Genomic DNA, 25,803 nt, shown 5'->3' with positions numbered 1-25,803 from the left:
CCGGCTCACAGCGGGCCGGTGGTGTAGAGCGTCACCCGCAGCCCGCCGTTGGAGATGGGGGCGGGCGGCGGGCCGAACGGCAGGGCGGTGGCCTGGGCCAGCGACGCCTCGTTGGTGAGAACGCCGACCCGCCAGCCGGCAAACCGCGTCAGCAGCGTCTGGCCGAGCGCGTGGTAGAGGCCGACCAGGGGCTTGCGCTCGCCGATGCGGGCCCCGTAGGGCGGGTTGACGACGACCAGCCCCGGCGGCCCCTCCGGCGGGACGAGGTCGCTCACCGCGTGCTGGCGGAAGCCCGTCAGGGCCGCGACGCCGGCGCGCGCCGCGTTGGCCCGGCTCATCGCCACCGCCCCGGCGTCGCGGTCGCTGCCGTGGAACCGCACCGGCGCCTCCGCCGGCGGCACGGCATCCCCGGCGGCGTCCCCGGCCGCACCTCCGGCCGCGTCGCGCAGGCGCTGCCACGCGGCGGCGTCGAAGGCGGCAAGGCGTTCGAAGGCGAAGGCGCGCGTGCGCCCGGGCGCCAGGCCGGCGGCGATCTCCGCGGCCTCGATGACGAAGGTGCCGGACCCGCACATGGGATCGACCACCGGCTCCCGCCCGTCGAACCCGCACTGGCGCAGCAGAAGCGCCGCCAGGGTCTCGCGCAGCGGCGCCTTGTGGACCGCCTCCTTGTGGCCGCGCTTGTGCAGGGACTCGCCCGAGGCGTCGACGCTGATGGTGCAGAGGTCGTCGTCGATGCGCGCCTTCAGGCAGACCACCGCGTCGCGGGCGATCGGCGCCCCCAGCTCCTCGTGGATCGCCCGCTCGATCCGCTGCCCGGCGGCGCCGGCGTGGTAGATGCGCGAGCCCTTGCAGGACACCTCGACCCGCACCGGCTCGTCGGCCCGCAGGATCTCCCCCCAGGCCACCCGGCGCGCCCGCTTGTCGAGCTGGGCCAGGTGGAAGGCGCGGAAGCTGGCGACCCGGGCCAGCACGCGGGTGGCCCCGCGCAGCACCAGGTTGGCGCGCCAGACCTCGGCCCAGCCGCCGCGGACGGTGACCCCGCCCTTGCCCGGCACGGGGTCGGCGAAGCCCTTCTCCCCGGCCTCCGCGCACAGCGCGAATTCCAGGCCGGGGGTGGCGACGAGGTAGATCTCGAAGGTGTCGGGACGGTCCATGGCGCCTACATAGCGCGCCGGCGGGCCGGCAGCGACGGCTTTCTCGGCCGCCCCGCCATTCCGCCGGGTGCCGCGCCCCTCACAGCCCTTCGAGCAGCGAGGCGGCCAGCCGCTCGCGGGCGAAGGCGACGCGGGGGTGGCGCAGGGCCGACTTCGCCCAGGCGAGATAGAAGGCGTTGCACGGCCGCTGGCGGGGCGGCGCGATCTCCACCAGCCGGCCGTCGGCCAGCTGGCCGCGGCACAGGTAGTCGGGAAGCACCGTCCATCCCGCGCCGCTGACCACCAGGGCGCGCAGGAGCCGCAGGTCGGGCGCCGTGGCCACCGCCGCGCCGGCGAGCGGCGGCAGGCCGTTGGCCGCCAGCCAGGTGCGCAGCAGCGGGCGGTCGGCGTCGTAGGCCACGTGGGGCACCGCGTCGAGTGCCGCCGCCAGCGCGCCGGCCTCGATGATGCGGTCCGCCTGCACCGGGGCGGCGACCGCCACCAGCTCCTCGTCGCCGACCCGCTGGTGGGCCAGGCGGCGGTCGTCGGGCAGGGAGGCGGTGAGGGCCAGGTCGACCTTGCCGTCCAGCAGCAGCCCGTAGATCGTCTCCTTGCCGCCGACCTGCACCCGCAGCTCCAGACCGCACTCAAGCAGGCGCGGCAGCAGGGGCGCCACGCACTCCGTCAGGAAGTCCGACGGTCCGGCCAGGTGCACGACGCCCGACAGGCGGGCCGAGCGCGCCTTGGCCGCCGACAGCGCGGCCTCGGCCCGGTCCAGGGTCTGGCCGAGGCTGGCGGCGAGGTCGTCGGCCACCGCCGTGGGGAGGGCGCCGCGGGCGTGGCGCTCGAACAGGGTCCGGCCAAGCTGGGCCTCGAGCGAGGCGATGTGGCCGGACGCCGCGGGCTGGGTCAGACCCAGCACCCGTGCCGCCTTGCTGATGGAGCGCTGGCGGTGCACCTCGACGAAGGTGCGGAGGTGGATGAGCGACATGTCCCATAAATTCCCTTATGGCTGGGCGCCGAAACCATGAGAGGTCCGCGGCGAAAGTCAAGGGTACGCTCCGGGCCGGATCGAGTCAGGAGAGAGCGATGCCGACCCCGCCCACCATCCTCGTCATCACCACCTCGGCAGCCCGCATGGGCGCCGGGGACGAGCCCACCGGCCTCTGGCTGGAGGAGCTGACGACCCCCTACTATGCCTTCGTCGACGCCGGCGCCGCGGTGACCCTGGCCTCGGTCGCCGGCGGCGCCGTGCCGGTCGACCCGCGCAGCGTCAAGCCGGTCGGCGAGAACGACGCCTCGGTGGAACGCGGCCTCGCCGACGCCACGCTCCAGGCGGCGCTGCGGGCGACGCCGGCCTTCGACACCCTCGACCCGTCGGGCTTCGACGCGGTGTTCCTGCCGGGCGGCCACGGCACCATGTTCGACTACCCGGGCAGCGCGGCGCTGGCCCGGCTGGTCGCCGATTTCGACGCCCGCGGCAAGGTGGTGGCCGCGGTCTGCCACGGCCCGGCCGGCCTGGTGTCGGCGACCCGGGCCGACGGCGCGCCGCTGGTGGCGGGCCGCCGGGTCGCCGGCTTCACCGACAGCGAGGAGCGTGCCGCCGGCCTCGACCGGGCCGTGCCGTTCCTCCTGGAACGCCGCCTTCGCGACCTCGGGGCGCGCTACGAGAGCGGGCCGGACTTCGCGCCCTTCGCGGTGCGCGACGGCACCCTGGTGACGGGCCAGAACCCGGCCTCCGCCACCCCGGTGGCGGAGCTGGTGCTCGACGCGCTGCGCGCGGCCGGGGGGGCGTCATGACCCGGTACCTGCACACCATGCTGCGGGTCAGCGACCCGGAGGCGAGCCTGCGCTTCTTCGCGCTGCTGGGCCTGCGGGAGACCCGCCGGATCGAGAACGAGGCGGGCCGCTTCACCCTGATCTTCCTGGCCGCCGACGAAGACCGCGACAGCGCGCTGGAGGCCAAGGCGCCGCTGCTCGAGCTGACCTGGAACTGGGACGAGACGGGCTACGCCGGCGGCCGCAACTTCGGCCATCTCGCCTACCGGGTGGCGGACATCCACGCCACCTGCCGGACCCTGCGGGACGCCGGGGTGACCATCAACCGGCCGCCGCGCGACGGCCACATGGCCTTCGTGAAGACGCCGGACGGCATCTCCATCGAGCTTCTCCAGGAGGGCGAGCCGCTCGTCCCGGCCGAACCGTGGGTGTCCATGCCCAACACCGGCACCTGGTGACCACCCCCTGGCGCGCCGCGCCCGCAGGCGCCGCGCCGCAATCCCGATCGGAACGCCGACCATGACCGCGCTCTTCCAAACCCTCTCCCTCAAGGACGTCACCTTGCGCAACCGCGTGGGCGTGCCGCCGATGTGCCAGTACATGGCGACCGACGGGCTGGTGAACGACTGGCACCGCACCCACTACGGCGCGCTGGCCCGCGGCGGCGCCGGGCTGGTGACCGTCGAGGCCACCGCCGTGTCGCCGGAGGGCCGCATCACGCCCAACTGCCTGGGCCTGTGGACCGACGCCCAGGCCGAGGGGCTGGCCGGCATCGTCCGGGCGATCCGGGCCGGCGGCGCCGTCCCCGGCATCCAGATCGGCCACGCCGGGCGCAAGGCCAGCGCCAACCGCCCGTGGGAGGGTGACGACCACATCGCCGCCGAGGACCCGCGGGCCTGGCCCACGCTCTCGCCCTCGGCGGTGGCCTATGGCGGCGGGCTCGGCCGGCTGCCCGCGGCCATGGACGCGGCCGACATCGCCCGGGTGCGCGGCGATTTCGTGGCCGCCGCGATCCGCGCGCGCGACGCGGGCTTCCAATGGCTGGAGCTGCACTTCGCCCATGGCTACCTCGGCCAGAGTTTCTTCTCGCACCACGCCAACCGACGCGGCGACGCCTATGGCGGCGACGCGGCGGGGCGCCGGCGCTTCCTGGTGGAGACGCTCCAGGCGGTGCGCGCGGTGTGGCCGGAGCGCCTGCCGCTGACCGCGCGGTTCGGGGTCGTCGAGTTCGACGGCCGCGACGCGGAGACGATGGAGGAATCCCTGGCGCTGGCGCGGGCGTTCAAGGAGGCCGGCCTGGACCTGATGAGCGTCAGCGTCGGCTTCTCCACGCCCGACGCGACGATCCCCTGGGGTCCGGGCTTCCTCGCCCCCTTCGCCGGGCGGGTGAAGCGCGAGGCCGGCCTGCTGGTGTCCTCCGCCTGGGGGTTCGAAGACCCGCTGGTGGCCGAGATGGCGGTCGCCAACGGCGACCTCGACGTGGCGCTGGTCGGCCGCGGCCACCTGGCCAACCCCAACTGGACCTTCGCCGCCGCGCGCAAGCTGAACCTGGAGCGCAGCGCCTGGGTGTTGCCGGCGCCCTACGCCCACTGGCTCGATCGCTACCGCCTGGCAAGCTGACGCCGGCCGGCGCGGCCGGGGGCGGCGGTCATTCCGGCGCCGCCTCCGCCTCCAGGCTGGCGCGGACCACCTCGCCGGTCTTCAGCACGTGCTTGAACAGGATGTCGCCGGCCGAGCGGCTGTCGCGGATCTCCAGGGCCGCCATCAGCAACTCGTGCTCGCGCACCGACTCGTCCCAGCGCTCCTGGGAGGTGATGGCGATGTAGCGGGGGCGGCGCGCCCGGGTCATCAGGTCGGCGTGGGTGCGGATCAGCACGGGGTTGCCGGTCAGCGCGATCACCGTCTCGTGGATGCGCTGGTTCAGCGCGAAATACTCCTCGCGCCGGTCCGCCCGGTACATCCGCACCATCTCGTCGTGGTCGGCCCGCAGGCCCCGCAGGTCGTCGGCGGTCGCGATCGCCGCCGTCAGCTCCGCCGCCAGCCGTTCCAGCGCCGCGATCACCTGGAACAGGCGGGCGATGTCCAACCCGCTGGACCGGGCGACCCGGGTGCCGCGGTTGGGCAGCAGCTCCACCAGCCCTTCCGCCGCCAGCACCTTCAGCGCCTCGCGGATCGGCGTGCGCGACAGGGCGAAGGCCGCGCAGAGCGCGCGCTCGTCGATGCGCTGCCCCGGCTTCAGCTCGCCGGTCACGATCATCTCGCGCACCCGTTCGCGCGCCTCCAGGTGCATGGCCGTGGGGCCGGTGCGCTTGCGCCGCCGCCCGCCGGCCGCCCCGTCCTCGCCGCCCCGTCCCGCGTTCTCCGTCTCCAGCAACCGCCACCTCTGCCATTCCGGCCCGTCCACCGGGCCGCACGACCATGCGCGCTTTTTCCCGTCCGGGAAAGGCCCCGCGCGGGCTGCCGGCCTTGGGGCAAACATAATTCAATCTCTTGATTCCGGCAATCGGCGACCGCCGCGCGGGCTGGCCACGCGCGGCAAGCGGGCCGCGGTGGGCCGGAGTCAACCCCGAAAGAACCCATGATCCATCGAGAAATGGCGTGCCTGCACAGATTCCGTGCAGATGGGTGACGGCAAAACAGGCAAGCGGTTCAATCGGTCATCATAATTATATTCTGCTTGCGGCCTCCCCTGGTATGCGACACGATCCCTTCCGACGTGACCGCTCCGGAGCCTTGGCGCGTCACCTTCGACCGCGCTCGTGACGACGCTCGTCAGCCCCTGACTGGAGGATCCGATGCTCAGCAAACGCAGCCTGCTCTCCACCCTTACGGCATTCGCCTGTGGCGCCGCCCTGACCCTCGCCGCCACCGGCGGCGCCGCCGCCGCGGAACGCATCCGCATCGCCGGCAACTTCCCCGCCGACCACACCGCCAGCCAGGCGATGGAGATCTTCAAGACGGAGCTGGAGGCGGCCACCGACGGGTATTTCAAGGTCGACCTGTTCCCGGCCATGCAGCTCGGCGGCGCCCAGGAGAACGTGGACCAGGTGCGTTCCGGCACGGTCTTCGGCGTCTTCACCTCGATCGCCTATTTCACCCGCACCGTACCGGAGTACGAGGCGGTGAGCCTGCCCTTCCTGTTCGACAGCCGCGAGGACGCGTTCCGCGTCATGGACGGCCCGGCGGGCCAGCTGTTCGACGCCAAGATGGCGGAGAAGGGCTTCATCAACCTGGGCTACGGCGAGCTCGGCTTCCGCCACGCCACCAACAACGTGCGGCCGCTGGAGACGGTGGCGGACTTCAAGGACCTGAAGATCCGCCTGCAGCCCAACGAGGTGCACCTGGAGACCTTCCGGGCGCTGGGCGCCAACCCCGTCGCCATGGACGTGAAGGAGCTGTACGCCGCCCTGCAGCAGGGCGTGCTGGACGGCCAGGAGAACCCCTACAACATCATCGCCACCCGCCGCTTCAACGAGGTGCAGAAGCACCTGTCGAACAGCGGGCACTTCTACGACTTCATCAACGCGGTGGTGAACAAGCGCCAGTTCGAGACGCTGTCGCCGGAGCACCAGCAGGCGATGCGCACGGCCATGCGCACGGCCATGGAGTGGCAGCGCGCCGAGGCCGCCAAGCGCGACGACGGCTGGCGCGAGGAGCTGGTCAAGAGCGGGATGGTCTACACCCCGATCTCCGACGAGACCCGCGCCGCCCTGCGCGCGGCGACGGCCCCGGTGGTGGACAGCGTCAAGGCGCGGGTCGACCCGAAGGTCGTCGACATGGTCCTGGCCGAGGCCGCGAAGTGACCGAGGGCCCGGCCGCCCGCGCGGCGGGCCCGTTGGAGGGGCCGGCGGCAAGCGCCGGCCTCGCCCGCGTCAAGACGGCGGTCGGCTGGCTCGACCGCCTGTCCTACGGCGTGATCGTCGCGGTCATGGCGGCGATGGCCGGGATCGTGTCGCTCCAGGTGTTCTGGCGCTACGCGCTGGGCTCCTCGATCGATTCCGCCGACGAGCTGTCGCGCCTGTTCTTCGTGTGGGCGATCTTCCTGGCCATCCCGCACGGCGTGAAGCACGGCGTGCACGTCGGCATCGACCTGTTCGTCACGTGGCTGCCGCGGGCGGCGCAGGACGCCCTGTTCCGCGCCGTGGCCGCCGCCGGGGCGCTGCTGATGCTGGTGGTGCTCACCGTGTCGTGGACGGCGACGCTGGACAAGTGGCCGGAGCTGATGCCGACGCTGCCGGTGTCGGCCGGCGTCTACTACGTCGCCGTGCTGCTCTCCACCGGCCATGCCTTCCTTCACCTGTCGCTGCTGGCCTGGGGCGGACCCCGCACCTGGGAGGGAGAATCCCTATGACCGTGCTGGTGATCGCGGTGTTCCTGGCGCTGTCCGTGGTGGGCATGCCGCTGGCCTTCGCGCTGGGCTTCGCGTCCCTGGGCGCCCTGTGGTTCGCCGACTTCGAGCTGGTGGTGCTGCCCCAGCGCATGCTGCACGCCGTCGACAACTTCCCGCTGATGGCGATCCCGCTGTTCATGCTGGCGGGGGAGCTGATGGTGCGCGCCGGCATCATGGACCGGCTGATCGCCTTCGCCAACAGCCTGGTCGGGCGGGTGCACGGGGGGCTGGCCCACGTCACCATCATCTCCGGCATGATCCTCGCCGCGGTCAGCGGGGCGGCGGTGGCCAGCGCCTCGGCGCTGGGGTCGTCGCTGGTGCCGGCCCTGCGCAAGCACTACCCCGACACCTACTCCAGCGCCGTCATCGCCTCCGCCGCCAACCTCGGGCCGGTCATCCCGCCGTCCAACGCGATGATCGTCTACGCCCTGATGGCCGGCTCGTCGGTGTCGGTGGGTGGGCTGTTCATGGCCGGCATCGTGCCGGGCATTCTGCTGACCGTCGGCTTCATGGCGCTCGCCAGCTGGATCTCGTGGCGGCGCGGCTACGCCCTGACCGGCGCGCGGGTCTCCCTGGGCAACGTGCTGCACCAGGGCCGGCGCGCCCTGGTCATCCTGGTGATGCCGGTGATCGTCGTCGGTGGCATCGTCGGCGGGGTCTTCACCGCCACCGAAGGCGCCGCCATCGCCGTGGTCTACTCCGCCGCCATCGGCTTCTTCGTGACCCGCCAGCTCCGCCTGTCGGACCTGCCGGCCTGCCTGTTCCGCGCCGCGGTCACGGCGGCCATGGTGGGCGCGCTGATCGCCTTCGCCGCGACGGTCACCTTCGTGTTCACCATCGACATGGTGCCGCAGCGCCTGTCCGACCTGATCCGCGGCCTGACCGCCGACCCCATGACCTACATCCTGCTGACCATGGTGCTGCTGGTCGCGGTGGGCATGCTGATCGAATCCAACGCCGCCTACATCATGCTGGTGCCGCTGTTCGCCCCGGTGGCGCTGAGCTACGGCATCGACCCGCTCTATTTCGGCTTCCTCTTCATGTACAACCTGGTGGTGGGCATGATGACGCCCCCCGTCGGCGTCCTGTTCTTCGTCATGAGCGGGATCACCCGGGTGCCGATCATGAAGCTGGTGTGGGAAGCCACCCCGTTCGTGATCCTGCAGTTTGCCGTGCTGGCCCTGTGCATCGTCTTCCCCGGGCTGGTGAAGGCGCTGCCGACGGCGCTCGGCTACTAGACGCCCGGCTACGAGAAGAGAGAGTCCGTCATGACGGCCCCCGATTCCGCCGACCTCGTCCTCCACGGGGCGACGGTCCTCACCGCCGACGCGGCCCGGCCGCGCCTCGACGACGCCGTGATCGTGGTGCGCGGCGGCCGGCTGGCGGCGGTGGCGCCCCGCGCCCCCGGCGCCCCGCTGCCACCGGCCCGGCGCACCGTCGACCTCGCCGGCCACCTCGTCACCCCCGGCTTCGTCAACGTGCACACCCACGCCATCCTGACCATGGTGCGCGGTGTGGCCGAGGACATGGGCTTCGCCCCCGCCTACACCCCGGGCGTGCCGCACGGCCACGAGGTGACGCCGGACGAGGCGGTGGCGCTGGCCCGCCTGGGCGCCCTGGAGGCGCTGCTGTTCGGCTCGACCCTGATCAACGACAGCTACGTCCATGCCGACCGCATCCTGCCGGCGATGGGGGAGCTGGGGCTGCGGGTGGTCGCCTGCGGGCGCATCCACGACGTCGACTTCGCGCGCGTCCACGAGGGTGTGTGGGAGCACCGCGCCGCCATCGGCGAGCGCACCCTGGGCGAGGCGGTGGCCCTGCACGGCGCCTTCCACGGCGCCATGGACGGGCGGCTGAGCGTGCACCTCACGCCGCACGCCCCCGACACCTGCTCGGCCGCCCTGCTGGGGCGGGTGCGCGACGCGCGCGACCGGCTGGGGGTGCGGGTCAACACCCACCTGTCCCAGAGCCGGCTGGAGAACGAGCGCATCGCCGCCCGCGACGGCCGCACCCCGACCGAGCTGCTGGACGAGGTCGGCCTGCTCGACCACCGCCTGACGGCGGCCCACTGCATGTATGTGAGCGACGACGACATCCGCCGCATCGGCGCGGCCGGGGTCAGCGTCGCCCATGTCCCCAAGGGCAACGCCACCGGCGGGCGCATCGCGCCGACCACGGCGCTGCGCGCCGCCGGGGCCACCATCGCGCTCGCCACCGACAACATGCACGCCGACATGATCGAGGTCATGCGCTGGGCCCTCAACGTCGGCCGGGTGCAGACGGGCTGCATCGACGACCGCTGGCAGTCGGCCGACGTGTTCCGCATGGCGACCCTGGGCGGGGCGCGGGCGCTGGGGATGGAGGACGAGATCGGGTCGCTGGAGGTGGGCAAGCGCGCCGACCTCGTGGCCATCGACCTGCGCCGCCCCCATCTGGTGCCGGTGCTGGAGCCGCTTGGCACCCTGGTGCACACCGCCCAGGGGCGCGACGTGTCCATGGTGGTGGTCGACGGCCGGATCGTGGTGGAGGACGGCCGGGCCGTCCATGCCGACACCGCCGCCATCCTCGCCGACGCCCAGGCCGCGGCGGAGGCCCTGTGGGCGCGGGCCCGCGCCGGCGTGGCGCCTGCCGCGGGAGGGACGGCATGAGGCTGCTGATCGTCAACCCCAACATCTCCGAGAGCGTGTCCGACCTGATCGCCGCGGAGGCGCGCCGCGCCGCCTCGCCGGGCACGGAGATCACCATGCTGACCGCGCCGTTCGGCGTCGCCTACATCGAGACCCGCAGCGAGGCGGCGGTCGGCGCCTACGCCACCCTGGGCCTGCTGGCCGAGCACCACGAGGGCCACGACGCCGCGGTGATCGCCGCTTTCGGCGACCCCGGCCTGGCGGCGGCCAAGGAGATGCTGCCGATCCCCGTGGTCGGCCTGACCGAGGGGGCGCTGCTGTCGGCCTGTGCGCTGGGCGGGCGCTTCTCGATCATCGCCATCTCCGCGCGCATCCGCGCCTGGTACCGCGAGACGGTGGAGGCGCACGGGCTGCTGGGCCGGCTGGCCAGCATCCGCGGCCTCGACGAGGGGTTCGCCGACGTCGGCCGGGTGCAGCAGGACAAGGCGGAGCGGCTGGTCGAGCTGTGCCACGACGCGGTGGCCCGCGACGACGCCGATTGCCTGATCCTGGCCGGCGCACCCCTGGCCGGGCTGGCCCGCACCGTCGCCGACCGCATCCCGGTGCCCCTGGTGGACGGGGTGGGCAGCGCCGTGCGCCACGCCGAGGCGCTGGCCGGGCTGGAGCACCGCCCGGTCACCGCGGGCAGCTTCGCCGCCCCGCCGGAGAAGCCCCACCGCGGCCTGCCACCGGCGCTGGCCCGGCTGATCGGCCGGGCGGGCTAGGACGGCGGGCTAGGACGGCGGGCCATCGGTCTGGCGCTCGGGCGCTGAGTCGGTCAGGCGCCGTTCCGCCGGGCCGGGATGGGAAACCAGCTCAAACGGCCGTCCTCGGTGCCGATCAGCAGGTGGCGCCCGGTATCGCTCCACGCCAGGGCGCTGACCGGCGCCCCGCCGGTTGGGCACACGGAGGCCGGGGCCGAACCGTCGAGCGGGACGAGGGCGACGGCCCCGCTGTCGTAGCCCGTGGCGACGATCGCCTCGGCCGGGTGCGGCGCCACGGTGGAGACCAGGCCGAGGCCGACGGCCGCCAGCTCCAGCGGGCGGCGGTTCCACGGCCCGCCCCCGGTGAACGGCCAGCACACCAGCGCCTGCGCACCGGCGGTGGCGAGGTGGCGGGCGCCGCGGGTCCAGCCCATGGAACGCACCTTGGTGGGGTAGCCGTCCATCTGCAGGTCGGCCTTGTCCCGCAGCCGCCAGCCGTGCAGGCCACATTCCTGAAGGGTGGTCATCACATGGGTGCCCTGCGGATGCCAGAGGACGCCGAGGTGGGAGCCCTTCCAGTCCAGCCGCGCCGGGGGCCCGGCCCGACCCGTCCACCACAGGCTCACGCCGCCGTAGTGGGCCACCGCCACGCGCTTGCCGTTGGGCGCGAACGCCAACCCGCCCACGGTGCTCGGATGGTCCAGGGCGTCATCGCGCTCCCGGCCGGCACCGTCGAGGAGCCGCACCCGCCGGCCCGCCGCCCAGGCGCGCAGGCCCACGCGGGGGGCCGCGTCCAGGTGTTCGATCCAGCATCCCTTGGCCTCGGCCAAGGTGCGCGGTTCCTCGCCCGGCGCGATCCGCCGCAACCGCCCGTCGTCGCCGCCCGTCAGGAATCCGACGTCGTCGAGGTCGCGCGCCAGCGCCAGACAGGCGCCGTCGTGGGCCTGGACGACGGAGGGCGGCCGGGCGCCCTGCGCGAGGTCGAGCAGCCACACCGTCCCGTCGCCCAGCGCCGCCGCCGCGGTGCGGCCCGCCCGGTTCACCGCCACGGCGACGACGTACGCGCCGGTGTCGAAGCGGTGTTCCAGAGGATGGGTGACGCCGTTTTCGATCGTGGCGCTCATGGTGCGGCGCAAGCGGCGAAGCCGCGGCGCAGCGCGTCCGCGTCCAGATTCCGCCCGATCACGACGAAGCGGCTGGTGCGCGGCCGCCCGTCGGGCCACTGGGCGAGGTTGCCGCTGTCGGCCAGCATGTGCACCCCCTGGACCACGGTCTGCCGATCGCTGCCGCGCAACGACAGGATTCCCTTGTAGCGCAGCAGGTCCACGCCGTTGACCTGGATGAGGGTGCGGAACCACAGGTCGAACGCCGCGGGATCCAGTGCCCGGTCCTCGCGCAGCGAGACGCTGGTCACCGTCTGGTCGTGCTCGTGGTCGTCCTCGCCGAGGAAGCCCGGCTCGATGGACAGGATGCGGTCGAGGTCGAACGCGGCGATCCCGAACACCTCGTCGAGTGCCACGTCGCAGCGTTCGGTGCGCCGGATGCGGGCGAAGGGGTTGATCGTCCGCAACCGGGCCTCCAGAGCCTCCAGCGCCGGGGCGTCCACCAGGTCGGTCTTGTTCAGCAGGATCACGTCGGCGAAGGCGACCTGCTCCGCCGCCTCGTGGCTGTCGGCGAGGCGCTGGGGCAGGTGCCGGGCGTCGACGACGGTGACGATGCCGTCAAGCCGGGTGCGGCGGGACACCTCGGGGTCGACCAGGAAGGTCTGCGCCACCGGCGCCGGATCGGCGAGGCCGGTGGTCTCGATCAGGATGCCGTCAAAGCCGCCCTTGCGCTTCAGCAGGCCGCCGACGATCCGGATGAGGTCGCCCCGCACGGTGCAGCAGATGCACCCGTTGTTCATCTCGAACACCTCCTCGTCGGCGCCGACCACCAGGTCGTTGTCGATGCCGATCTCGCCGAACTCGTTGACGATGACGGCGAAGCGCTTGCCGTGCGGCTCCGACAGGATGCGGTTCAGCAGGGTCGTCTTGCCGGCTCCGAGATAGCCGGTCAGCACGGTGACGGGGGTCGGGGGCATCGGCTTGCCTTCCTGCGCTGGGCGCCAAGTGATGTTATGATATATCATAACATCATGCCCGGGCAACGCCCGGGAGGCAAGCGCCCCGCGCCCGCCTCGGCCGGGTGCAGGAGACCGCCGCGTGTGGCTGGGCGGACCACCCTGGCGGCGCCGCGCCGCGTCCGCGCGTCCGGCGCCGCCAGGGCCGCGGGTTCAGCTCTTGGGCTGAAGGGCGCTGACGAACTGCTGGACGTTGTGGCGCATCATCGCGACGTAGGAGGGCGCGGCACCCTGGGGGGCGGACAGGGCGTCGGAGTAGACCCGGCCGCCGACCCGCGCCCCGGTGTCGCGTGCGATCTGCTCCAGCATGCGGGGATCGGAAATCGATTCGACGAACACGGCGCGGATGCCCTGCTCCTTGATCTGGCGGATCAGCTTGGCGATCTCGCCGGCCGAGGGCTCGGCCTCGGTGGAGACGCCGACGGGCGCCAGGACCGTGACGTCGTAGGCCCGGGCGAAGTAGCCGAACGCGTCGTGCGACGTGACGATCTTGCGGTTGGCGTGCGGGATCGGCTGCAGGGCCGCACGGATCGCCGCATCCAGCGCGTCGAGCTCGCGCCCGTACGCCGCGTGGCGGCCGCGCAGCGCGTCGGCGTCACCCGGCGCGGCGGCGGCCAGGCCGGTCAGGATGTTGCCGGCGTAGAGCCTGGCGTTGTCCACCGACTGCCAGGCGTGCGGATCGACACCGTGGTGGTCGTGGCCGTCGTGTCCGGCATGATCGTCGTGATCGTCGTGATCGTCGTCGTCCGCCGCGTCCAGGTCGATGGCGTCCACACCCTTGCTCGCCACGACCACGGGGCCCTTGTAGCCGGAGGACTGCACCAGCCGCTCCATCCACCCTTCGAAGCCCAGGCCGTTGACCACGAGCACGTCGGCCTGCGCCAGGGCGCGGGCGTCGGCCGGGGTGGGTTCGTAGACGTGGGCGTCGCCGTCGGCACCGACCAGGGTGGTGACGGTCACGGCGTCGCCGCCGATCCGCTGCACCATGTCGCCCAGAATGCTGAAGCTGGTGACGACCTTCAGCGGCGCGGACAGCGCCGGCGTCGCGCCGAGCAGGGCGGCCGTCGTCAGCGCGCAGGCAAGGAATCGGGTCACGGCGGGGGCTCCTTCGAAGGGGGTGGTCGATCAGGCGTTCAGGTGGGGTGCGGGCCACCAGCGGGTCCGCAGGCTGCCAAGGGGGCCGAGCACGAGCGAGGCCACGTAGGCGCCGCCCGCCGCCAGGATGATGGCCGGCCCGGAGGGCAGGTTGAGGTGGTAGGACAAGAGCAGGCCGCCATAGGCCGACGCGACGGCGACGGCCATGGCGACCAGGGCGAGGGACCAGACCCGCTCCGCCCAGAAGCGCGCGGCGGCGGCCGGCAGCATCATCAGGCCGACCGCCATCAGCGTGCCCAGTGCCTGGAAGCCGCCAACCAGGTTGAGGACGACCAGCACCAGGAAGCAGAGATGGCTGAGCCCGCCACGCCCGCCGACCGCCCGCAGGAAGCCGGGGTCGAAGCACTCGATCACCAGCGGCCGGTAGAGCAGGGCCAGCGCCAGGAGGGTGAGGGAGGTGATGCCTCCCACCAGCAGCAGCCCGGCGTCGTCCACCGCCAGGATGGTGCCGAACAGCACGTGCATGAGGTCGACGTTGCTGCCCCGCATCGACACCAGGAGCACGCCCCCCGACAGCGAGATCAGGTAGAAGGCGGCGAAGCTCGCGTCCTCGCGCTGGCTGGTGGCGCGCGACACCAATCCGGCCAGCAGGGCGACCGCGAGGCCGGCCGCGAATCCGCCGGCGCTCATGGCCCACAGGGAGAGCCCCGACACCAGAAAGCCGGCGGCGGCGCCGGGGAGCACGGCGTGGGACATGGCGTCGCCCATCAGGCTCATCCGCCGCAGCACCAGGAGCACCCCGACCGGTGCGCAGCCCATGGACAACGCCAGGCCGGCGACCAGGGCGCGGCGCATGAAGGCGAATTCGAGGAAGGGGGCGACCAGCGCGTCGTAGGCCATCATGCCGCCCCGCGGTCGCAGACGGGCGCGCGGTCGTCCCACGCCTCGGCCATGGCGCGGGCGCGGCGCAGGTTGTCCATGGTCAGCGTCGCCGCTGTCGGTCCCCAGCCGACCGGCTCGCGGGCCAGCAGCAGAGTGTCGGGAAAATGGCCGCGGACCTGCTCGATGTCGTGCAGCACGGCGACGACGGTGCGTCCCTCGCCGTGCCAGCGCCGCACCACGCCCAGCAGGTCGGCGGTGGTGCGCGCGTCGATGGCGGTGAACGGCTCGTCCAGCAGGATCAGCCGGGCGTCCTGGAGCAGCATGCGGGCGAACAGGACGCGCTGGAACTGCCCGGCCGACAGGGCGGCGATCGGGCGCCCCTCGAAGCCGGCCAGGCCGACCGCCTCCAGGGCGGCGACCGCCTCGTCGTGCAGCGCCCGGCCGATGGCCCCGAACGCCCCCACCCGCCGCCAGTGGCCGGTCAGCACGGTGTCCAGCACGTCGATGGGGAAGTCCCGGTCGACCTCCGCCTGCTGGGGCAGGTACGCGACGTCGCGGCGGTCCAGGCCATCAAGGGTGATGCGCCCCTGCAACGGCCGCAGCGCCCCGATGATGCCCTTGAGCAGGGTGCTCTTCCCGGCACCGTTGGGGCCGACGACGGCGGTCATCGTGCCGTCGGCGACGGCGCCGGAGAGATGGTGCACCGCCGGATGGCGGCGGTAGCCGAGCGTCAGGTCGTCGAAGCGGACGAGCGTGCGCATGGTGTCACCCGATCCAATCCAGGGCCCAGGCGATCGCCGTCCACAGCAGGCCGGACGCGGCCATGGCGGCGACGAGCCGGTGGCGGGCCGGCGCGGCCAGCGGCGAGCGGGCGGTGCGGGGCGCCATGTCAGTCGGTCTCCCGGTCGCGGACGACGAGCGGCCGCGGCCGACCCGTGCGGTCGCCCGGCCAGCCCGCGCCCTTCAGCGGCGCGACGTGCCCCGGCGCGGCGGTGCGCCGATGGTCCGACCCGGCGGTGCGCCGATGGTCCGACCCGGCGGTGCGCCGATGGTCCGGCCCGGCGGCGTCGATGTCGTGAAGATGGCCGTCCATCGGTCCTCGTGTCCGTGCGGTGGCGCGCCACACCGTTGCGCGTCAATATGTAATGTTATAACATAACGTTCTATAGCCGGGCGCCGGACCCGGGTCAAGGAGTACGTTATGGTGGACCTGCCGGACACCGCGGTGGCGGCCGCGCGGGACCGCCGCCGCACCGACGAGGCGGCGACGGCCGCGGACGCGGTGTGCCGCGCCCGGGGCGGCCGCCTCGCCGGGACGCGCCGCGCCGTGTTCCTGGCCCTTGTCGGCGCCGGGCGGCCGCTCGGGGCGTACGAGATCGCCGCCCGTCTGGCGGGGGACCTGGGCGTGGCGCCGAAGCCGCAGACCGTCTACCGCGGCCTCGAGTTCCTGATCGCGCACGGCCTGGTGTCCCGGCTGGAAAGCTGGGCCGCCTATGTGGCGCACGACGATCCGGGGACCCCGCACCGCGGGCTCTTCCTGCTGTGCGGACGCTGCGGGGCGACGACCGCGGTGCCGTGCGGAGAGCTGGACGCGGTGCTCGACCGGTGCGGTGCCGCCCATGGATTCGCGACCCTGCGCCGCGTCGTCGAGATCCAGGGTGTGTGCGCCGCCTGCGCGGGCACCGTCGCCGACGGCGTGCCCCGGGTCGACACACCCCGCCCTTGACCCATCTCATCGCGGCGCGGGCCAGTCGCCCGTACACTGACGTGCGACGGCGCGAGCCGCGGGGGCGGCGTGCCGAGCGGCAAGGGAGGGCCCGGCCATGAAGACCATCGTGATGGCGACCGATCTGTCGGCGCGCTCGGACCGCGCGCTCGACCGTGCCCTGATCCTGGCCCGCGAGAACGGCGCGCGGCTGACGGTGCTGCACGTGATCGACGGCGCGCTGCCCCAGGCGGCGATCGACCGCGGCGGCCAGGAGGCGACGGAGACGGTGCGCGCCTATCTGGCGGCGCGCGGCGGCGGCCAGGACGCGCGGGTCGCGGTGGCGGTCGGCACGCCGCACCGCGAGATCCTGCGCCGCTCGGTCGAGAGCGGGGCCGATCTCGTCGTCCTCGGCGCCCGCCGCGACGGCGCGGCCGACGGCACCTTCCAGGGCTCGACCGCGTGGAAGGTGCTGCGGCGCTCGGTTCCCCCCGTGCTGCTGGTGAAGGACGCGGCGCTGAAGGGATACCGGCGGGTCGCCGTCGGCTTCGACTTCTCGGCCCACGCCGAGGCGGCCCTGCGCCTGGCCTACCGCTTCCGGCCCGACGAGGTCGCGGTGGTGCACGCCTACCACGTGCCCTACGAGGGCTTCCTGTGCGGCGCCGACACCCACGACGACGTGCGCGAGCGCTGCCGCCAGGAGCTGGACCGCGCCGTCGCCGCGGTGCTGGACTCGGTGCGGCGGGAATCCCCCGCGGCGGCCGAGCCGAGCCGCCTGCTCAGCCACGGCGACGCCCTGGAATCACTGGCCCGGCACTGCCGGCAGCACCAGGTCGAGCTGCTGGTCATCGGCACCCACGGCCGCACCGGCCTGGCGCATGCCGTGTTCGGCAGCATTGCCGAGGCCCTGTTGCGCGACCCGCCCTGCGACGTCGTCGCCGTGCGGACCGCCGCCGGGGCGGCCAGCGCGACCGCCACCGCCACCGCCACCGGACCCGTGCCGTGACGGCCGGCCCCGCCGTGCGCCGTGCCGGTGCCCGCCGCGGCCGCGCCGCGGGGGCACCGGGTCGCCGTCAGCCGCCGACCCGGACGCGGGTGAGGAAGCGGCCGAGTTCGCCGTTCAGCGCGTCGGCGTGGACCGACAGGTGGCGGACCGATTCCAGCACGGCGTAGGCGACCTTGCCGCTCTCGCCGGCCGCGGCGTTGACGCCGCCGATGCTGGTCGTCACCTCCTGGGTGCCGCACGCGGCCTGCTGGACGTTGCGGCTGATCTCGCGGGTCGCCGCCCCCTGCTGCTCGACCGCCGAGGCGATCGAGGTCGCCACCTCGTTGATCCGGCCGATGACCCGGGCCACCTCCTGGATCTCCCCGACGGCCTCGCCGGTCACCGCCTGGACGCTGGCGACCTGGGTGGCGATGTCCTCGGTCGCCTTGGCGGTCTGGTTGGCCAGCTGCTTGACCTCGCTGGCCACCACGGCGAAGCCCTTGCCGGCCTCGCCGGCCCGCGCCGCCTCGATGGTCGCGTTGAGCGCCAGCAGGTTGGTCTGGCTGGCGATCGAGTTGATCAGGTCGACCACGGCGCCGATGCGCTCGACCGCGGTGGCCAGGCCGCCGACCTTGTCGTTGGCACGGCCGGCGATGACCACCGCCTCCTGGGCGATCTGCGAGGACTGGCCGACCTGGCGGCTGATCTCGTTGATCGAACCGGACAGCTCCTCGGCGGCCGAGGCGACGGTCTGCACGTTGGCCGAGGTCTGCTCGGTGGCCGCGGCGACGGTGCCGGCGAGGCGGTTGGTCTGGTCGGCGGAGCGGGTCATCTCCTGCACCCGCCGTTCCATGCCTTCCGCCTCCTCGGCGACGGAGCGGACGACGCCGCCGACCGCCGCCTCGAAGCGGTCGGCCAGCTCGGCCATGGCCTGGCGCTTGTCGGCCTCGGCCCGCCGGGTCAGCTCCGCCTGGTCCGCCTCGAGCCGGGCCTTGGCCGTGGCGTTCTCCTTGAAGACCTGGACGGCGGTGGCCATGGCGCCGAGCTCGTCGCGCCGCCCGGCCTCGGGGAAGGTCACCGACAGGTCGCCGGCGGCGAGCGCCCGCATCTTCTCGGCCAGGCTCCGGACGGTGGTGCTGAGGGTCCGCCCCACCAGGGCGAGGAGGACCAGCACGGGCAGCGCCAGGGCGGTGACCACGCCCAGCAGGGTCCAGAGCTGGGACAGGAACGCGGCGTGGATGTCATCGATGAAGACGCCGGTGCCGATGAAGATGCCCCACGGCTCGAACCCCTTGACGTAGGCGAGCTTCATCGCCGTCTCCGTTCCCCCGGAGGTGCGCGGCCAGTCGTAGGCGTAGGTGCCCTCGCCGCGGTCCTTGACGATGGCGACCAGCGCCGGAATGACGGGAACGCCCTTGCTGTCCTTGATGCCCGAGACGTCCTTGCCCATCAGCGCCGCGTTGGGATGGGCGAAGCCGACCGCGCCGTAGGTGTGCGAGAACAGATACTCCGAGCCGTCGTAGCGGATCGCCAGGAAGGCCTGCTTGAAGCGGCTCTGCGCCTCTTCGCGCGACAGGCGTCCGGCCGCCGCCTCGGCCTCGAACGTCGTCGCCAGCCCGTGCCCGGCCTCCACCATGTAGCGCAGGGCGTCGACGCGGTCCTGGTACATGCGGCTGTAGCTGAGATAGAGCGCCGTCCCGACCACCACCGAGGAGGCCAGGCTGGCGAGGAGCACGAGGCTCCACAATTTCATCCGGATGGACAGAGAGATGGACGGCATGGCGCCCTCGATCCTTGGTTCACTTGTATGGCAGGAAGTCTCGCATGACCATACTCGCTAAAAGGTTAAAGCGTGGACCCGGCCGTTTTGCTGGGTTGATTTGCCGCAGTAAGGCGAGGGGCGCCCCGAGGGGCGGCGTTCGGCAGTTGAGACCGGTGCATGCCCTTGCCGCGGTGTTCGCCCACGAACGGCTCGTCATGGCCGGCCAGGCCGAGGTCATGGCGACCATTTGCCGGGGCGACGACAACGTCTGCGGCGGCGGTGGCGGCGGCGTGGCGCGCCGGCGGGCCGGTGCGCCGGACAACCCGGTTTCATCCCGGTTGCCGGCGTCCTATACTTGTGGGCATCGCTGACGGTGCCATCGTGTGTGCGGGATCATGACGTCGAACACGGAACAGCAGGACCTGACCCCGCCACGGCCGCGGCGCCGCGGACCCTCCAAGGCCGTGGCGCGTCCGGTGCAGCGCGGCGCCTCGGTCGCGGCGACCATCTACCGCGACCTGCGGGAGGCGATCCTGTCGGTGCACCGCAAGCCGGGCGAGCCGGTCTACGAGAAGCAGATCGCCGAGGCCTACGGGGTCAGCCGCACGCCGGTGCGCGAGGCGGTGCTGAAGCTGGCGGACGAGGGGCTGGTGGAGATCTTCCCGCAGTCGGGCACCTTCGTCGCCCGCATCCCGGTGGGCGGCCTGCCCGAGGCCATCACCATCCGCCGGGTGCTGGAGGAGGCGACCGTGCGCTTCGCGGCGGAGCGGGCGAGCCGCAGCCAGGTGGCCAAGCTGCGGGCGAATGTGGAGCTGCAGCACGAGAAGGAGGCGGCCGGCGATCTCGACGGCTTCCACGACGCCGACGAGGCGTTCCACGCCCTGCTGGCCGAGGCGTCGGGCTATCCCGGGTTCTGGACGGTGACCCAGCAGGTGAAGATGCAGGTCGACCGCTACCGCCATCTGACGCTGCCGGTGGTCGGCCGGGTCGCCAAGGCGATCGCCGAGCACGAGGCGATCCTCGAGGCGATCGCCGCCGGCGACGCCGACCGGGCGGCCCGGGCGCTGACCCACCACCTCGACGACCTGCAGGTGGGCATCGACGAGGCGCGGCGCACCAGCCCGGAGTATTTCGTCAGCTAGGCTCGGGCCAGCTGGGATCGGGGGCGCGGCGGGCGGGTAGTGTCTCAGTTTGAAATTTGACGGGGCTTGACCGGGTGTCGCCCCACCGGCCTCCGTGCTATATGCTTGGCGGAAAGCAAAGAGGCGAGCGAGCCATGGCAAACGTCAAGAAGGGGCTGCTGAACGCACCCGACGAGTGGTGGAAGCATCTGCGCTGGACCAAGCGCGTGTTCTGGAAAGGCGAGCGCCGGGCTGTCCGCCTGTTCATTCGGCACGAGGAGTTCTGAGCATGCCCAAGGGACCCCAAGGCCAGAAGCGTCCCGGCGACGTGATCGGCGCGGCTATCATGGTGGCGAAGATCGCCACCGGGGAAATCACCGAGTCGGATGCGACCGAGGTTGACGACGGGAAGGACCCGGCGGCGAAGGCGCTTGGATCTAGAGGCGGCGCCGCCCGCGCCCAGAAGCTTTCACCGAATCGGCGCTCTCAGATTGCGCAGAAGGCTGCGGCGTCCAGATGGAAAGCTCCGTCTGACGTTTAGCTGTAAATTGGTTAACAATTTCATCGTTAACAAGTCCGTCATTGAGACTTTTCATGATTATGTATGGCTTCATTAGAGGCTCAATAAAGGCAAATCGAAAGGTCTTCTTAAAGGCCCATTTTCTGAAAACCGGACCACGCTCTTTTTCGCACATTTCTTTTATGTGAAAAGAAAAGCTTTGGGTTTTGTATGGCTGACCCATTATTGCACTTAGTGGATCGGATACATCGGCGGCTCCAAACCTGCCGACTCCATCATGCTCTGTAAGAGCGGCGGCAGCCAGAACCTGCGGATAAATGTTCTCGTTGCGATACGCTCGCCTAGTTGCTTGTGCATATGCATCTCTAATCGAATAGTCTACTTCATTCAGGCATGAAAGCATCGAATCATGCACATGCCCTACGGTAATTGATTGAGTTCTCTTCTCTATGGCTTGCAATACGGCGTGTTTCCCTAGAAGGTGAGCATAGTGCGGTAGTCCTGCTGCGAAGAATGCTATTCGCCAGAGGGCTTCTGGGTCTATTGAAAACATAAGGCGTTTGACTCTGATAGAGATAATATCACGGATCTCGTCTGAATTCATCCGACGCATTGGCACCTGAACCAGCGATCGCGTTATTGACCCGTGCTCATTTAGAACATCAACTATCGATTCCGCTACCGCAACAAGTATAATTGTACAATTAACAGCGTGATCAGAGAGTGCCTTAATGGTATCCGTGATAAGAGTTTTGCAGTTTTTATCAGAAATTCTGTCGAATTCATCAATGATAATTATTGGCGCATCGTTTTGAGTAAACGTAGACATTTCAATCAGGATGTCGTCTGGCGTTATGGGCGCTGGGTGTGCGTCGTCAGCCCAAGCATAAGATCCTTCAGACCCATGACGGATACGCCTAAAAATTTTACGCCAGAGGCTGTCAAACGTATCCGACGAATCCGCGTTGATACGAATAACATACATGTGCCTCGTCGCCGTATTGAGGGGCTTGTGGAAAACGTTTGAAATAGATGTCTTTCCGACACCTCTTTCTCCAAATATTATTGCATGCCTACCAATCTCCAATACTGTGTCCTGGAGTTGCCTGATTGTGTCCTGCCTGCCAGCAAACAGATCAGCTTCATTGATGGGAGCGCCGGGAGTAAATTTTTCGACCACCTCGTTTCGGACGACGGCCCAATCCTCTGGCCCAAACTTGGTGCGTGCTGGATGGCTCATCAGTGCTGGCCCTATGGGTTAAACACTCACATTTTCACTATCTTACTCAGGGTGGCTCAGAGTAGCAATCTGTCATTTTTCATCATGACCTAATGTTCTTGACGCTAAGCATAAAAGTTCATATTGTGAGGGCATCGACGCGGTGCCCTCAAGGATGAGCCCTTGCCATGAACAAGCTGCCCCTCGCCAAGCGCGTTCAGATCCTCTCCATGCTGTGCGAGGGCTCGTCCATGCGGTCGATCTCGCGGGTTTGCGATGTGTCGATTAACACCGTCACCAAGCTGCTGGTGGACGCGGGGGAAACCTGCCTCGCCTTGCATGACGAGCTGGTGCGCGACGTGCGCGCCAGCCGCGTCCAGTGCGATGAAATCTGGTCGTTCTGCTATGCCAAGGAGAAGAACGTCGAGAAGGCCAAGGCTGCGACGGAAGAGGCTGGCGACGTGTGGACCTGGACGGCGCTGGACGCCGATACCAAGCTGATCGTCTCCTACTTCGTCGGCGACCGCTCGGGGCAGTCCGCCATTGTGCTCATGGACGATCTGTGCGGCCGGCTGAACAACCGGGTGCAGATCACCACGGACGGGCACAAGGCGTACCTGGAAGCCGTGGAAGGGGCCTTCGGCCGGGACGTGGACTATGCACAGCTCATTAAGCTGTACGGTGACGTTCCCGACGCCCACAAGGGCTACAGCCCGGCCGACTGCACCGGCATCAAGAAGAACCGGATCGAAGGCCAGCCCGACATGAAGCACGTGTCCACGTCCTATGTGGAGCGTCAGAACCTCAACATGCGGATGGGCATGCGCCGGTTCACCCGGCTCACCAATGCCTTCTCCAAGAAGCTGGAGAACCATATTCACGCACTGGCGCTATACTTCATGTTCTATAATTTCGTCCGCATCCACAAGACGCTGAAGGTCACACTTGCCATGGCGGCCCGCGTCACGGATCGGCTGTGGAGCATGGAGGATATCGCGGCGGCCATCGACGCGCGGGCGAAAGCGCCGAAGAAGCGCGGGCCGTACAAGAAGCGGGTCGCGGTGACGGCGGAGTGATCCGCCGGGCTCAGATTTCAAACTGAGACACTACCGGCCGGCGCCTTCCGCGGGGTCGAACATCGCCAGGCCGGCGACGCCATGGGCGGCCGGCACCTCGGCCTGCAGCACGTCCCAGTGCTCGGCGAGCTTCCCATCCTCGATGCGGAAGATGTCGACCACGACCTGGGGCTCGTCGGCCCAGCCGCGGATGCGGCCGTGGATGGCGACGAGATCGCCCTGGGCGATGACCAGGCCCGGCTCGTAGTGGACGGACGGCGAGAGCGTCTCGACGATGGCCCGCAGCGCCTCGCGCCCCTGGGGGATGCCGGGGTTGTGCTGGGCGTAGGCGTCGGCGTAGAGGCGGTCGACCGCCGTGGCGTCGTGGCGCTGGAAGAGGGAGGTCATGGCGTCCAGGACCAGCGCCCGGTTGCGGTGGGGACGGTGGTCGGCCATGCGGTCGGCGGGCCGGGTGACCGCCATGCGCCCGGTCATGCGCAGGAACCGGCCGTCGGGAAGGGTGGCCCAGGAGTGGACCAGGCCGCGATCGTAGTCCTGCACGTTGGTGACCGTCGCGCCGTCCTTTTCCTGCCAGCTGACGGCGAAGACACCGTCGCCCAGCGGCATCACCGCGATGTCGACGGTCTCGGTCCGGGCGAAGGGCCCGTCGGCGATCGCGAACCGCAACCGCGACGGCGACAGGAGCGACAGGCGGACGGTGAAGGTCGGATAGGAAACGTCCATTTCCAGTCCGACGGGGAATGGCTCCGGCGGCATGCGGTGTCCTTCGGCGATGGATGGGGGCCGGTGCCGCGGCGCGGCACCGGGTTGCCGTGGGAGGGGCGGGGATCAGCGCGCGACGGTCGGCACGGGTGTGTTCAGCAGCTGCTGTTCCCACAGGAAGGCGATGCCGCTGCCGCCGGCGTGCTGCACGATCACCTCCGTCAGGGCCGCGGCCTGCTCGGCGCGCGCCCAGTCGCGCTGCCATTCCGCCGCCACCGCCAGCCACGTCATCATGGTCACGCCGGCGGCGCCCATGCGCTGGAGGGCGACCGCGTGGGCCTCGGCCGAGACGCCGCCCGAGGCGTCGGTGACGACCGTCACGTCCCAGCCCTCGCCGGCCGCCTGGATCGCCGGCATGGCGACGCACACCTCCGTCCACAGGCCGGCGATGACCAGCTGCGTGCGGCCCGTCGCCTTGACCACGTCCACCACCGCCCGGTCCTGCCAGGTGTTGATCAGCGTCCGGTCGATCACCGCCTGCCCGGGAAACACCTCGGTGATCTGGGGAAAGAGCAGGCCGCCGCGCTCCGCCAGGACCGTCGTCAGGACGGTGGGGACGCCGAAGGCCCTGGCGGCCTTGGCCAGGCCGGCGGTGTTGTTGACGACCATCTGCGGCTCGTGGCTGTTCACGTTCGCCAGCTGGAAGGGCTGGTGGTCGATCAGCACGAGGACGGAATCTTCGGGACGAAGAAGCGAGGACAGTCCGTTGCGAAAGGTCATGGTGACAGCCTTCCTGCCATGTCGGGTGGCATCGGGTTTCGTGGCCGGCGGCCGTCGCCCGTCGGTGGCGACGCCGCCTGGTCGCAATCTGCTGTTCCGGCCGGCGGTCCGGTAGTGCGATAGTCGGCCCAGCTGTGTCGCGGAAGGGGCAACGCCGGATGGACATCGAGGACCTGCAGACCTTCGTCGCCGTGGCCGATGCCGGCGGCGTCTCGGCCGCCGCGCGCCGGCTCGGCCTGTCCAAGTCGATCGTCAGCCGGCGGCTTCTGCGCATCGAGGCGGAGCTGGGCGTCCAGCTCCTGGCCCGGACCACCCGCGGCGCGGCGCTGACCGAGGCCGGGACCACGTTCCGCGACCATGCCGCCCGGGCCTGCGCCGAGATCGACACGGCGCGCGAGACCATCCATCCGGCGGGCGATCTGCAGGGCCGGCTGCGGGTCGCCGTGCCGCTGTCCTTCGGCCCGACCCACTTCGCCCCCGTGCTGGCGGCGATGGCGCGACGCCATCCCCGGCTCCACATCCACACCGCCTACAGCGACCGTTTCGTCGATCTCGTCGCCGAAGGCTTCGATTGCGCGATCCGGGTCGGGTATCTGCGCGATTCCACCCTGATCGCGAAGCGGGTCGGGCCGATCACCGGAAGGCTCGTCGCCAGCCCGGCCTACATCGCCGCGCACGGCGCGCCGGAAACGCCGCAGGACCTCCTGGCCCATCAGGCCCTCATGCAGGGAACGGAGGCCTGGCAGTTCATGGACGGCGACCGGATCGTCACGGTCCAGCCGCAGGGCCGGTTCAAGGCCGACAACGCCACCGCGCTGGCGATGGCGGCGGTGGCGGGACTGGGCATCGCCTGGCTGCCCGACTGCATCACCCACGGCCATGTGGCGGCTGGCGCGCTGGTGCCGGTGATGACACGCCATCCCCCGCCACCCGCGGGGGCCTACGTCGTGCGCCCGCCGGGCCCGCACCCGGCACGCAAGGTGCGGGTCCTCACGGAGATGCTGGCGGAGTCCTTCAAGACGGACCGGGAGCTGTGGGGTCTGGACCACTAAGTCCGCCGGCCGGGTGTTCCAGGCGCGGCGACACAGTGTGGCGCGCCGCGGGGCTGGTCCGCGGGGCCGTCCCGCGCCAGGTTCATGAGGCCGACGCCTCTCCCGCGCCCTAG

At 71.1% G+C, this 25,803-nt stretch carries 28 protein-coding genes; 14 read left to right on the top strand and 14 right to left on the bottom strand.

The features are described 5' to 3' along the window. Positions 1 to 5: 5 nt before the first annotated feature. A complete protein-coding gene (locus AC6H2I_RS13295; protein WP_497501126.1) occupies positions 6 to 1,154 on the bottom strand; it encodes a THUMP domain-containing class I SAM-dependent RNA methyltransferase in 1,149 nt (382 codons plus the stop codon). Positions 1,155 to 1,233: 79 nt separating this feature from the next. Continuing rightward, positions 1,234 to 2,124 carry a LysR family transcriptional regulator gene (locus tag AC6H2I_RS13290; protein WP_497501125.1) on the bottom strand — a complete coding sequence of 297 codons (891 nt, stop codon included), beginning with the start codon at positions 2,122 to 2,124 and terminating at the stop codon, positions 1,234 to 1,236. Positions 2,125 to 2,222: 98 nt separating this feature from the next. Between AC6H2I_RS13290 and AC6H2I_RS13285 the strand changes: the two genes are divergently transcribed. The 3 genes from AC6H2I_RS13285 to AC6H2I_RS13275 all read left to right on the top strand — a co-directional run bounded on the left by AC6H2I_RS13285 (position 2,223) and on the right by AC6H2I_RS13275 (position 4,532). Then, the gene (locus AC6H2I_RS13285; RefSeq protein ID WP_497501124.1) at positions 2,223 to 2,933 is read left to right on the top strand and encodes a type 1 glutamine amidotransferase domain-containing protein; all 711 of its coding nucleotides are present in this window, start codon (positions 2,223 to 2,225) and stop codon (positions 2,931 to 2,933) included. Continuing rightward, positions 2,930 to 3,370 carry a VOC family protein gene (locus tag AC6H2I_RS13280; RefSeq protein WP_497501123.1) on the top strand — a complete coding sequence of 147 codons (441 nt, stop codon included), beginning with the start codon at positions 2,930 to 2,932 and terminating at the stop codon, positions 3,368 to 3,370. Before AC6H2I_RS13285 ends, AC6H2I_RS13280 begins: the two co-directional genes overlap by 4 nt. Before the next feature lie 61 nt (positions 3,371 to 3,431). Further along, entirely contained in the window at positions 3,432 to 4,532 is a 1,101-nt protein-coding gene (locus tag AC6H2I_RS13275) for an NADH:flavin oxidoreductase/NADH oxidase (RefSeq protein WP_497501122.1), read from the top strand. 28 nt (positions 4,533 to 4,560) lie between these two features. Here AC6H2I_RS13275 and AC6H2I_RS13270 read toward each other — a convergent pair whose 3' ends face one another. Then, positions 4,561 to 5,286: a GntR family transcriptional regulator gene (locus tag AC6H2I_RS13270; RefSeq protein ID WP_497501121.1), complete on the bottom strand. Its 726-nt coding sequence runs from the start codon at positions 5,284 to 5,286 to the stop codon at positions 4,561 to 4,563. 421 nt (positions 5,287 to 5,707) lie between these two features. Here AC6H2I_RS13270 and AC6H2I_RS13265 point away from each other — a divergent pair, with 421 nt between their 5' ends. The 5 genes from AC6H2I_RS13265 to AC6H2I_RS13245 are packed head-to-tail and all read left to right on the top strand — an operon-like array spanning position 5,708 to position 10,693. Then, positions 5,708 to 6,715 (top strand): TRAP transporter substrate-binding protein, encoded by a 1,008-nt coding sequence (locus tag AC6H2I_RS13265; RefSeq protein WP_497501120.1) that lies wholly within the window; start codon positions 5,708 to 5,710, stop codon positions 6,713 to 6,715. Continuing rightward, complete coding sequence (locus AC6H2I_RS13260; protein ID WP_497501119.1) at positions 6,712 to 7,263, top strand: TRAP transporter small permease; 552 nt, start codon at positions 6,712 to 6,714, stop codon at positions 7,261 to 7,263. Before AC6H2I_RS13265 ends, AC6H2I_RS13260 begins: the two co-directional genes overlap by 4 nt. Continuing rightward, positions 7,260 to 8,540: a TRAP transporter large permease gene (locus tag AC6H2I_RS13255; protein WP_497501118.1), complete on the top strand. Its 1,281-nt coding sequence runs from the start codon at positions 7,260 to 7,262 to the stop codon at positions 8,538 to 8,540. The genes AC6H2I_RS13260 and AC6H2I_RS13255 overlap by 4 nt, the downstream gene beginning before the upstream one ends. A gap of 30 nt (positions 8,541 to 8,570) precedes the next feature. After that, on the top strand, positions 8,571 to 9,950 hold the full coding sequence (locus AC6H2I_RS13250; RefSeq protein ID WP_497501117.1) for an amidohydrolase family protein: 1,380 nt from the start codon (positions 8,571 to 8,573) through the stop codon (positions 9,948 to 9,950). Next, positions 9,947 to 10,693 (top strand): aspartate/glutamate racemase family protein, encoded by a 747-nt coding sequence (locus tag AC6H2I_RS13245; protein WP_497501116.1) that lies wholly within the window; start codon positions 9,947 to 9,949, stop codon positions 10,691 to 10,693. Before AC6H2I_RS13250 ends, AC6H2I_RS13245 begins: the two co-directional genes overlap by 4 nt. A 53-nt stretch (positions 10,694 to 10,746) precedes the next feature. Here AC6H2I_RS13245 and AC6H2I_RS13240 read toward each other — a convergent pair whose 3' ends face one another. The 7 genes from AC6H2I_RS13240 to AC6H2I_RS13210 form a co-directional block, all read right to left on the bottom strand. Further along, entirely contained in the window at positions 10,747 to 11,796 is a 1,050-nt protein-coding gene (locus tag AC6H2I_RS13240; RefSeq protein ID WP_497501115.1) for a WD40 repeat domain-containing protein, read from the bottom strand. After that, a complete protein-coding gene (locus AC6H2I_RS13235; protein WP_497501114.1) occupies positions 11,793 to 12,752 on the bottom strand; it encodes a CobW family GTP-binding protein in 960 nt (319 codons plus the stop codon). The genes AC6H2I_RS13240 and AC6H2I_RS13235 overlap by 4 nt, the downstream gene beginning before the upstream one ends. 192 nt (positions 12,753 to 12,944) lie before the next feature. Continuing rightward, entirely contained in the window at positions 12,945 to 13,886 is a 942-nt protein-coding gene (locus AC6H2I_RS13230) for a metal ABC transporter solute-binding protein, Zn/Mn family (RefSeq protein WP_497501113.1), read from the bottom strand. Positions 13,887 to 13,916: 30 nt separating this feature from the next. Next, positions 13,917 to 14,789, bottom strand: a complete 873-nt coding sequence (locus AC6H2I_RS13225) for a metal ABC transporter permease (RefSeq protein ID WP_497501112.1) — start codon at positions 14,787 to 14,789, stop codon at positions 13,917 to 13,919. Next, a complete protein-coding gene (locus AC6H2I_RS13220) occupies positions 14,786 to 15,529 on the bottom strand; it encodes a metal ABC transporter ATP-binding protein (protein WP_497501111.1) in 744 nt (247 codons plus the stop codon). The genes AC6H2I_RS13225 and AC6H2I_RS13220 overlap by 4 nt, the downstream gene beginning before the upstream one ends. A 4-nt stretch (positions 15,530 to 15,533) precedes the next feature. Further along, positions 15,534 to 15,656, bottom strand: coding sequence for a hypothetical protein (locus tag AC6H2I_RS13215; protein WP_497501110.1), 123 nt, complete (start codon positions 15,654 to 15,656; stop codon positions 15,534 to 15,536). Between the two features lies 1 nt (position 15,657). Continuing rightward, positions 15,658 to 15,861 (bottom strand): hypothetical protein, encoded by a 204-nt coding sequence (locus tag AC6H2I_RS13210; RefSeq protein ID WP_497501109.1) that lies wholly within the window; start codon positions 15,859 to 15,861, stop codon positions 15,658 to 15,660. A 108-nt stretch (positions 15,862 to 15,969) separates the two neighbouring features. On the opposite strand from AC6H2I_RS13210, the gene AC6H2I_RS13205 reads away from it, so the two are divergent. Further along, positions 15,970 to 16,494, top strand: coding sequence for a Fur family transcriptional regulator (locus AC6H2I_RS13205; protein WP_497501108.1), 525 nt, complete (start codon positions 15,970 to 15,972; stop codon positions 16,492 to 16,494). A 97-nt stretch (positions 16,495 to 16,591) separates the two neighbouring features. Next, on the top strand, positions 16,592 to 17,479 hold the full coding sequence (locus AC6H2I_RS13200; protein ID WP_497501107.1) for a universal stress protein: 888 nt from the start codon (positions 16,592 to 16,594) through the stop codon (positions 17,477 to 17,479). Between the two features lie 67 nt (positions 17,480 to 17,546). Here the strand turns inward: AC6H2I_RS13200 and AC6H2I_RS13195 are convergent, their stop codons facing one another. Then, complete coding sequence (locus AC6H2I_RS13195) at positions 17,547 to 19,238, bottom strand: methyl-accepting chemotaxis protein (RefSeq protein WP_497501106.1); 1,692 nt, start codon at positions 19,236 to 19,238, stop codon at positions 17,547 to 17,549. 377 nt (positions 19,239 to 19,615) lie between these two features. On the opposite strand from AC6H2I_RS13195, the gene AC6H2I_RS13190 reads away from it, so the two are divergent. Together AC6H2I_RS13190 and AC6H2I_RS13185 are read left to right on the top strand one after the other, a co-directional pair. After that, entirely contained in the window at positions 19,616 to 20,362 is a 747-nt protein-coding gene (locus AC6H2I_RS13190; RefSeq protein WP_497501105.1) for a GntR family transcriptional regulator, read from the top strand. 134 nt (positions 20,363 to 20,496) lie between these two features. Next, complete coding sequence (locus tag AC6H2I_RS13185) at positions 20,497 to 20,628, top strand: hypothetical protein (protein WP_497501104.1); 132 nt, start codon at positions 20,497 to 20,499, stop codon at positions 20,626 to 20,628. Between the two features lie 150 nt (positions 20,629 to 20,778). Here the strand turns inward: AC6H2I_RS13185 and AC6H2I_RS13180 are convergent, their stop codons facing one another. Then, on the bottom strand, positions 20,779 to 22,101 hold the full coding sequence (locus AC6H2I_RS13180) for an AAA family ATPase (protein ID WP_497501103.1): 1,323 nt from the start codon (positions 22,099 to 22,101) through the stop codon (positions 20,779 to 20,781). A 167-nt stretch (positions 22,102 to 22,268) separates the two neighbouring features. Between AC6H2I_RS13180 and AC6H2I_RS13175 the strand changes: the two genes are divergently transcribed. Then, entirely contained in the window at positions 22,269 to 23,156 is an 888-nt protein-coding gene (locus AC6H2I_RS13175; RefSeq protein WP_497501102.1) for an IS1 family transposase, read from the top strand. A 30-nt stretch (positions 23,157 to 23,186) separates the two neighbouring features. Here the strand turns inward: AC6H2I_RS13175 and AC6H2I_RS13170 are convergent, their stop codons facing one another. Both AC6H2I_RS13170 and AC6H2I_RS13165 read right to left on the bottom strand, forming a co-directional pair. After that, positions 23,187 to 23,879: a nuclear transport factor 2 family protein gene (locus AC6H2I_RS13170; protein WP_497501101.1), complete on the bottom strand. Its 693-nt coding sequence runs from the start codon at positions 23,877 to 23,879 to the stop codon at positions 23,187 to 23,189. A gap of 105 nt (positions 23,880 to 23,984) precedes the next feature. Next, complete coding sequence (locus tag AC6H2I_RS13165) at positions 23,985 to 24,638, bottom strand: hydrolase (RefSeq protein ID WP_497501100.1); 654 nt, start codon at positions 24,636 to 24,638, stop codon at positions 23,985 to 23,987. 158 nt (positions 24,639 to 24,796) lie between these two features. On the opposite strand from AC6H2I_RS13165, the gene AC6H2I_RS13160 reads away from it, so the two are divergent. After that, positions 24,797 to 25,690, top strand: coding sequence for a LysR family transcriptional regulator (locus AC6H2I_RS13160; RefSeq protein WP_497501099.1), 894 nt, complete (start codon positions 24,797 to 24,799; stop codon positions 25,688 to 25,690). Positions 25,691 to 25,803: the final 113 nt, after the last annotated feature.

Source organism: Azospirillum sp. NS33 (genome assembly GCF_059703765.1).
The sequence above is the reverse complement of the archived record's forward strand: the minus strand, read 5'-3'. Positions and strand labels throughout refer to the sequence as shown.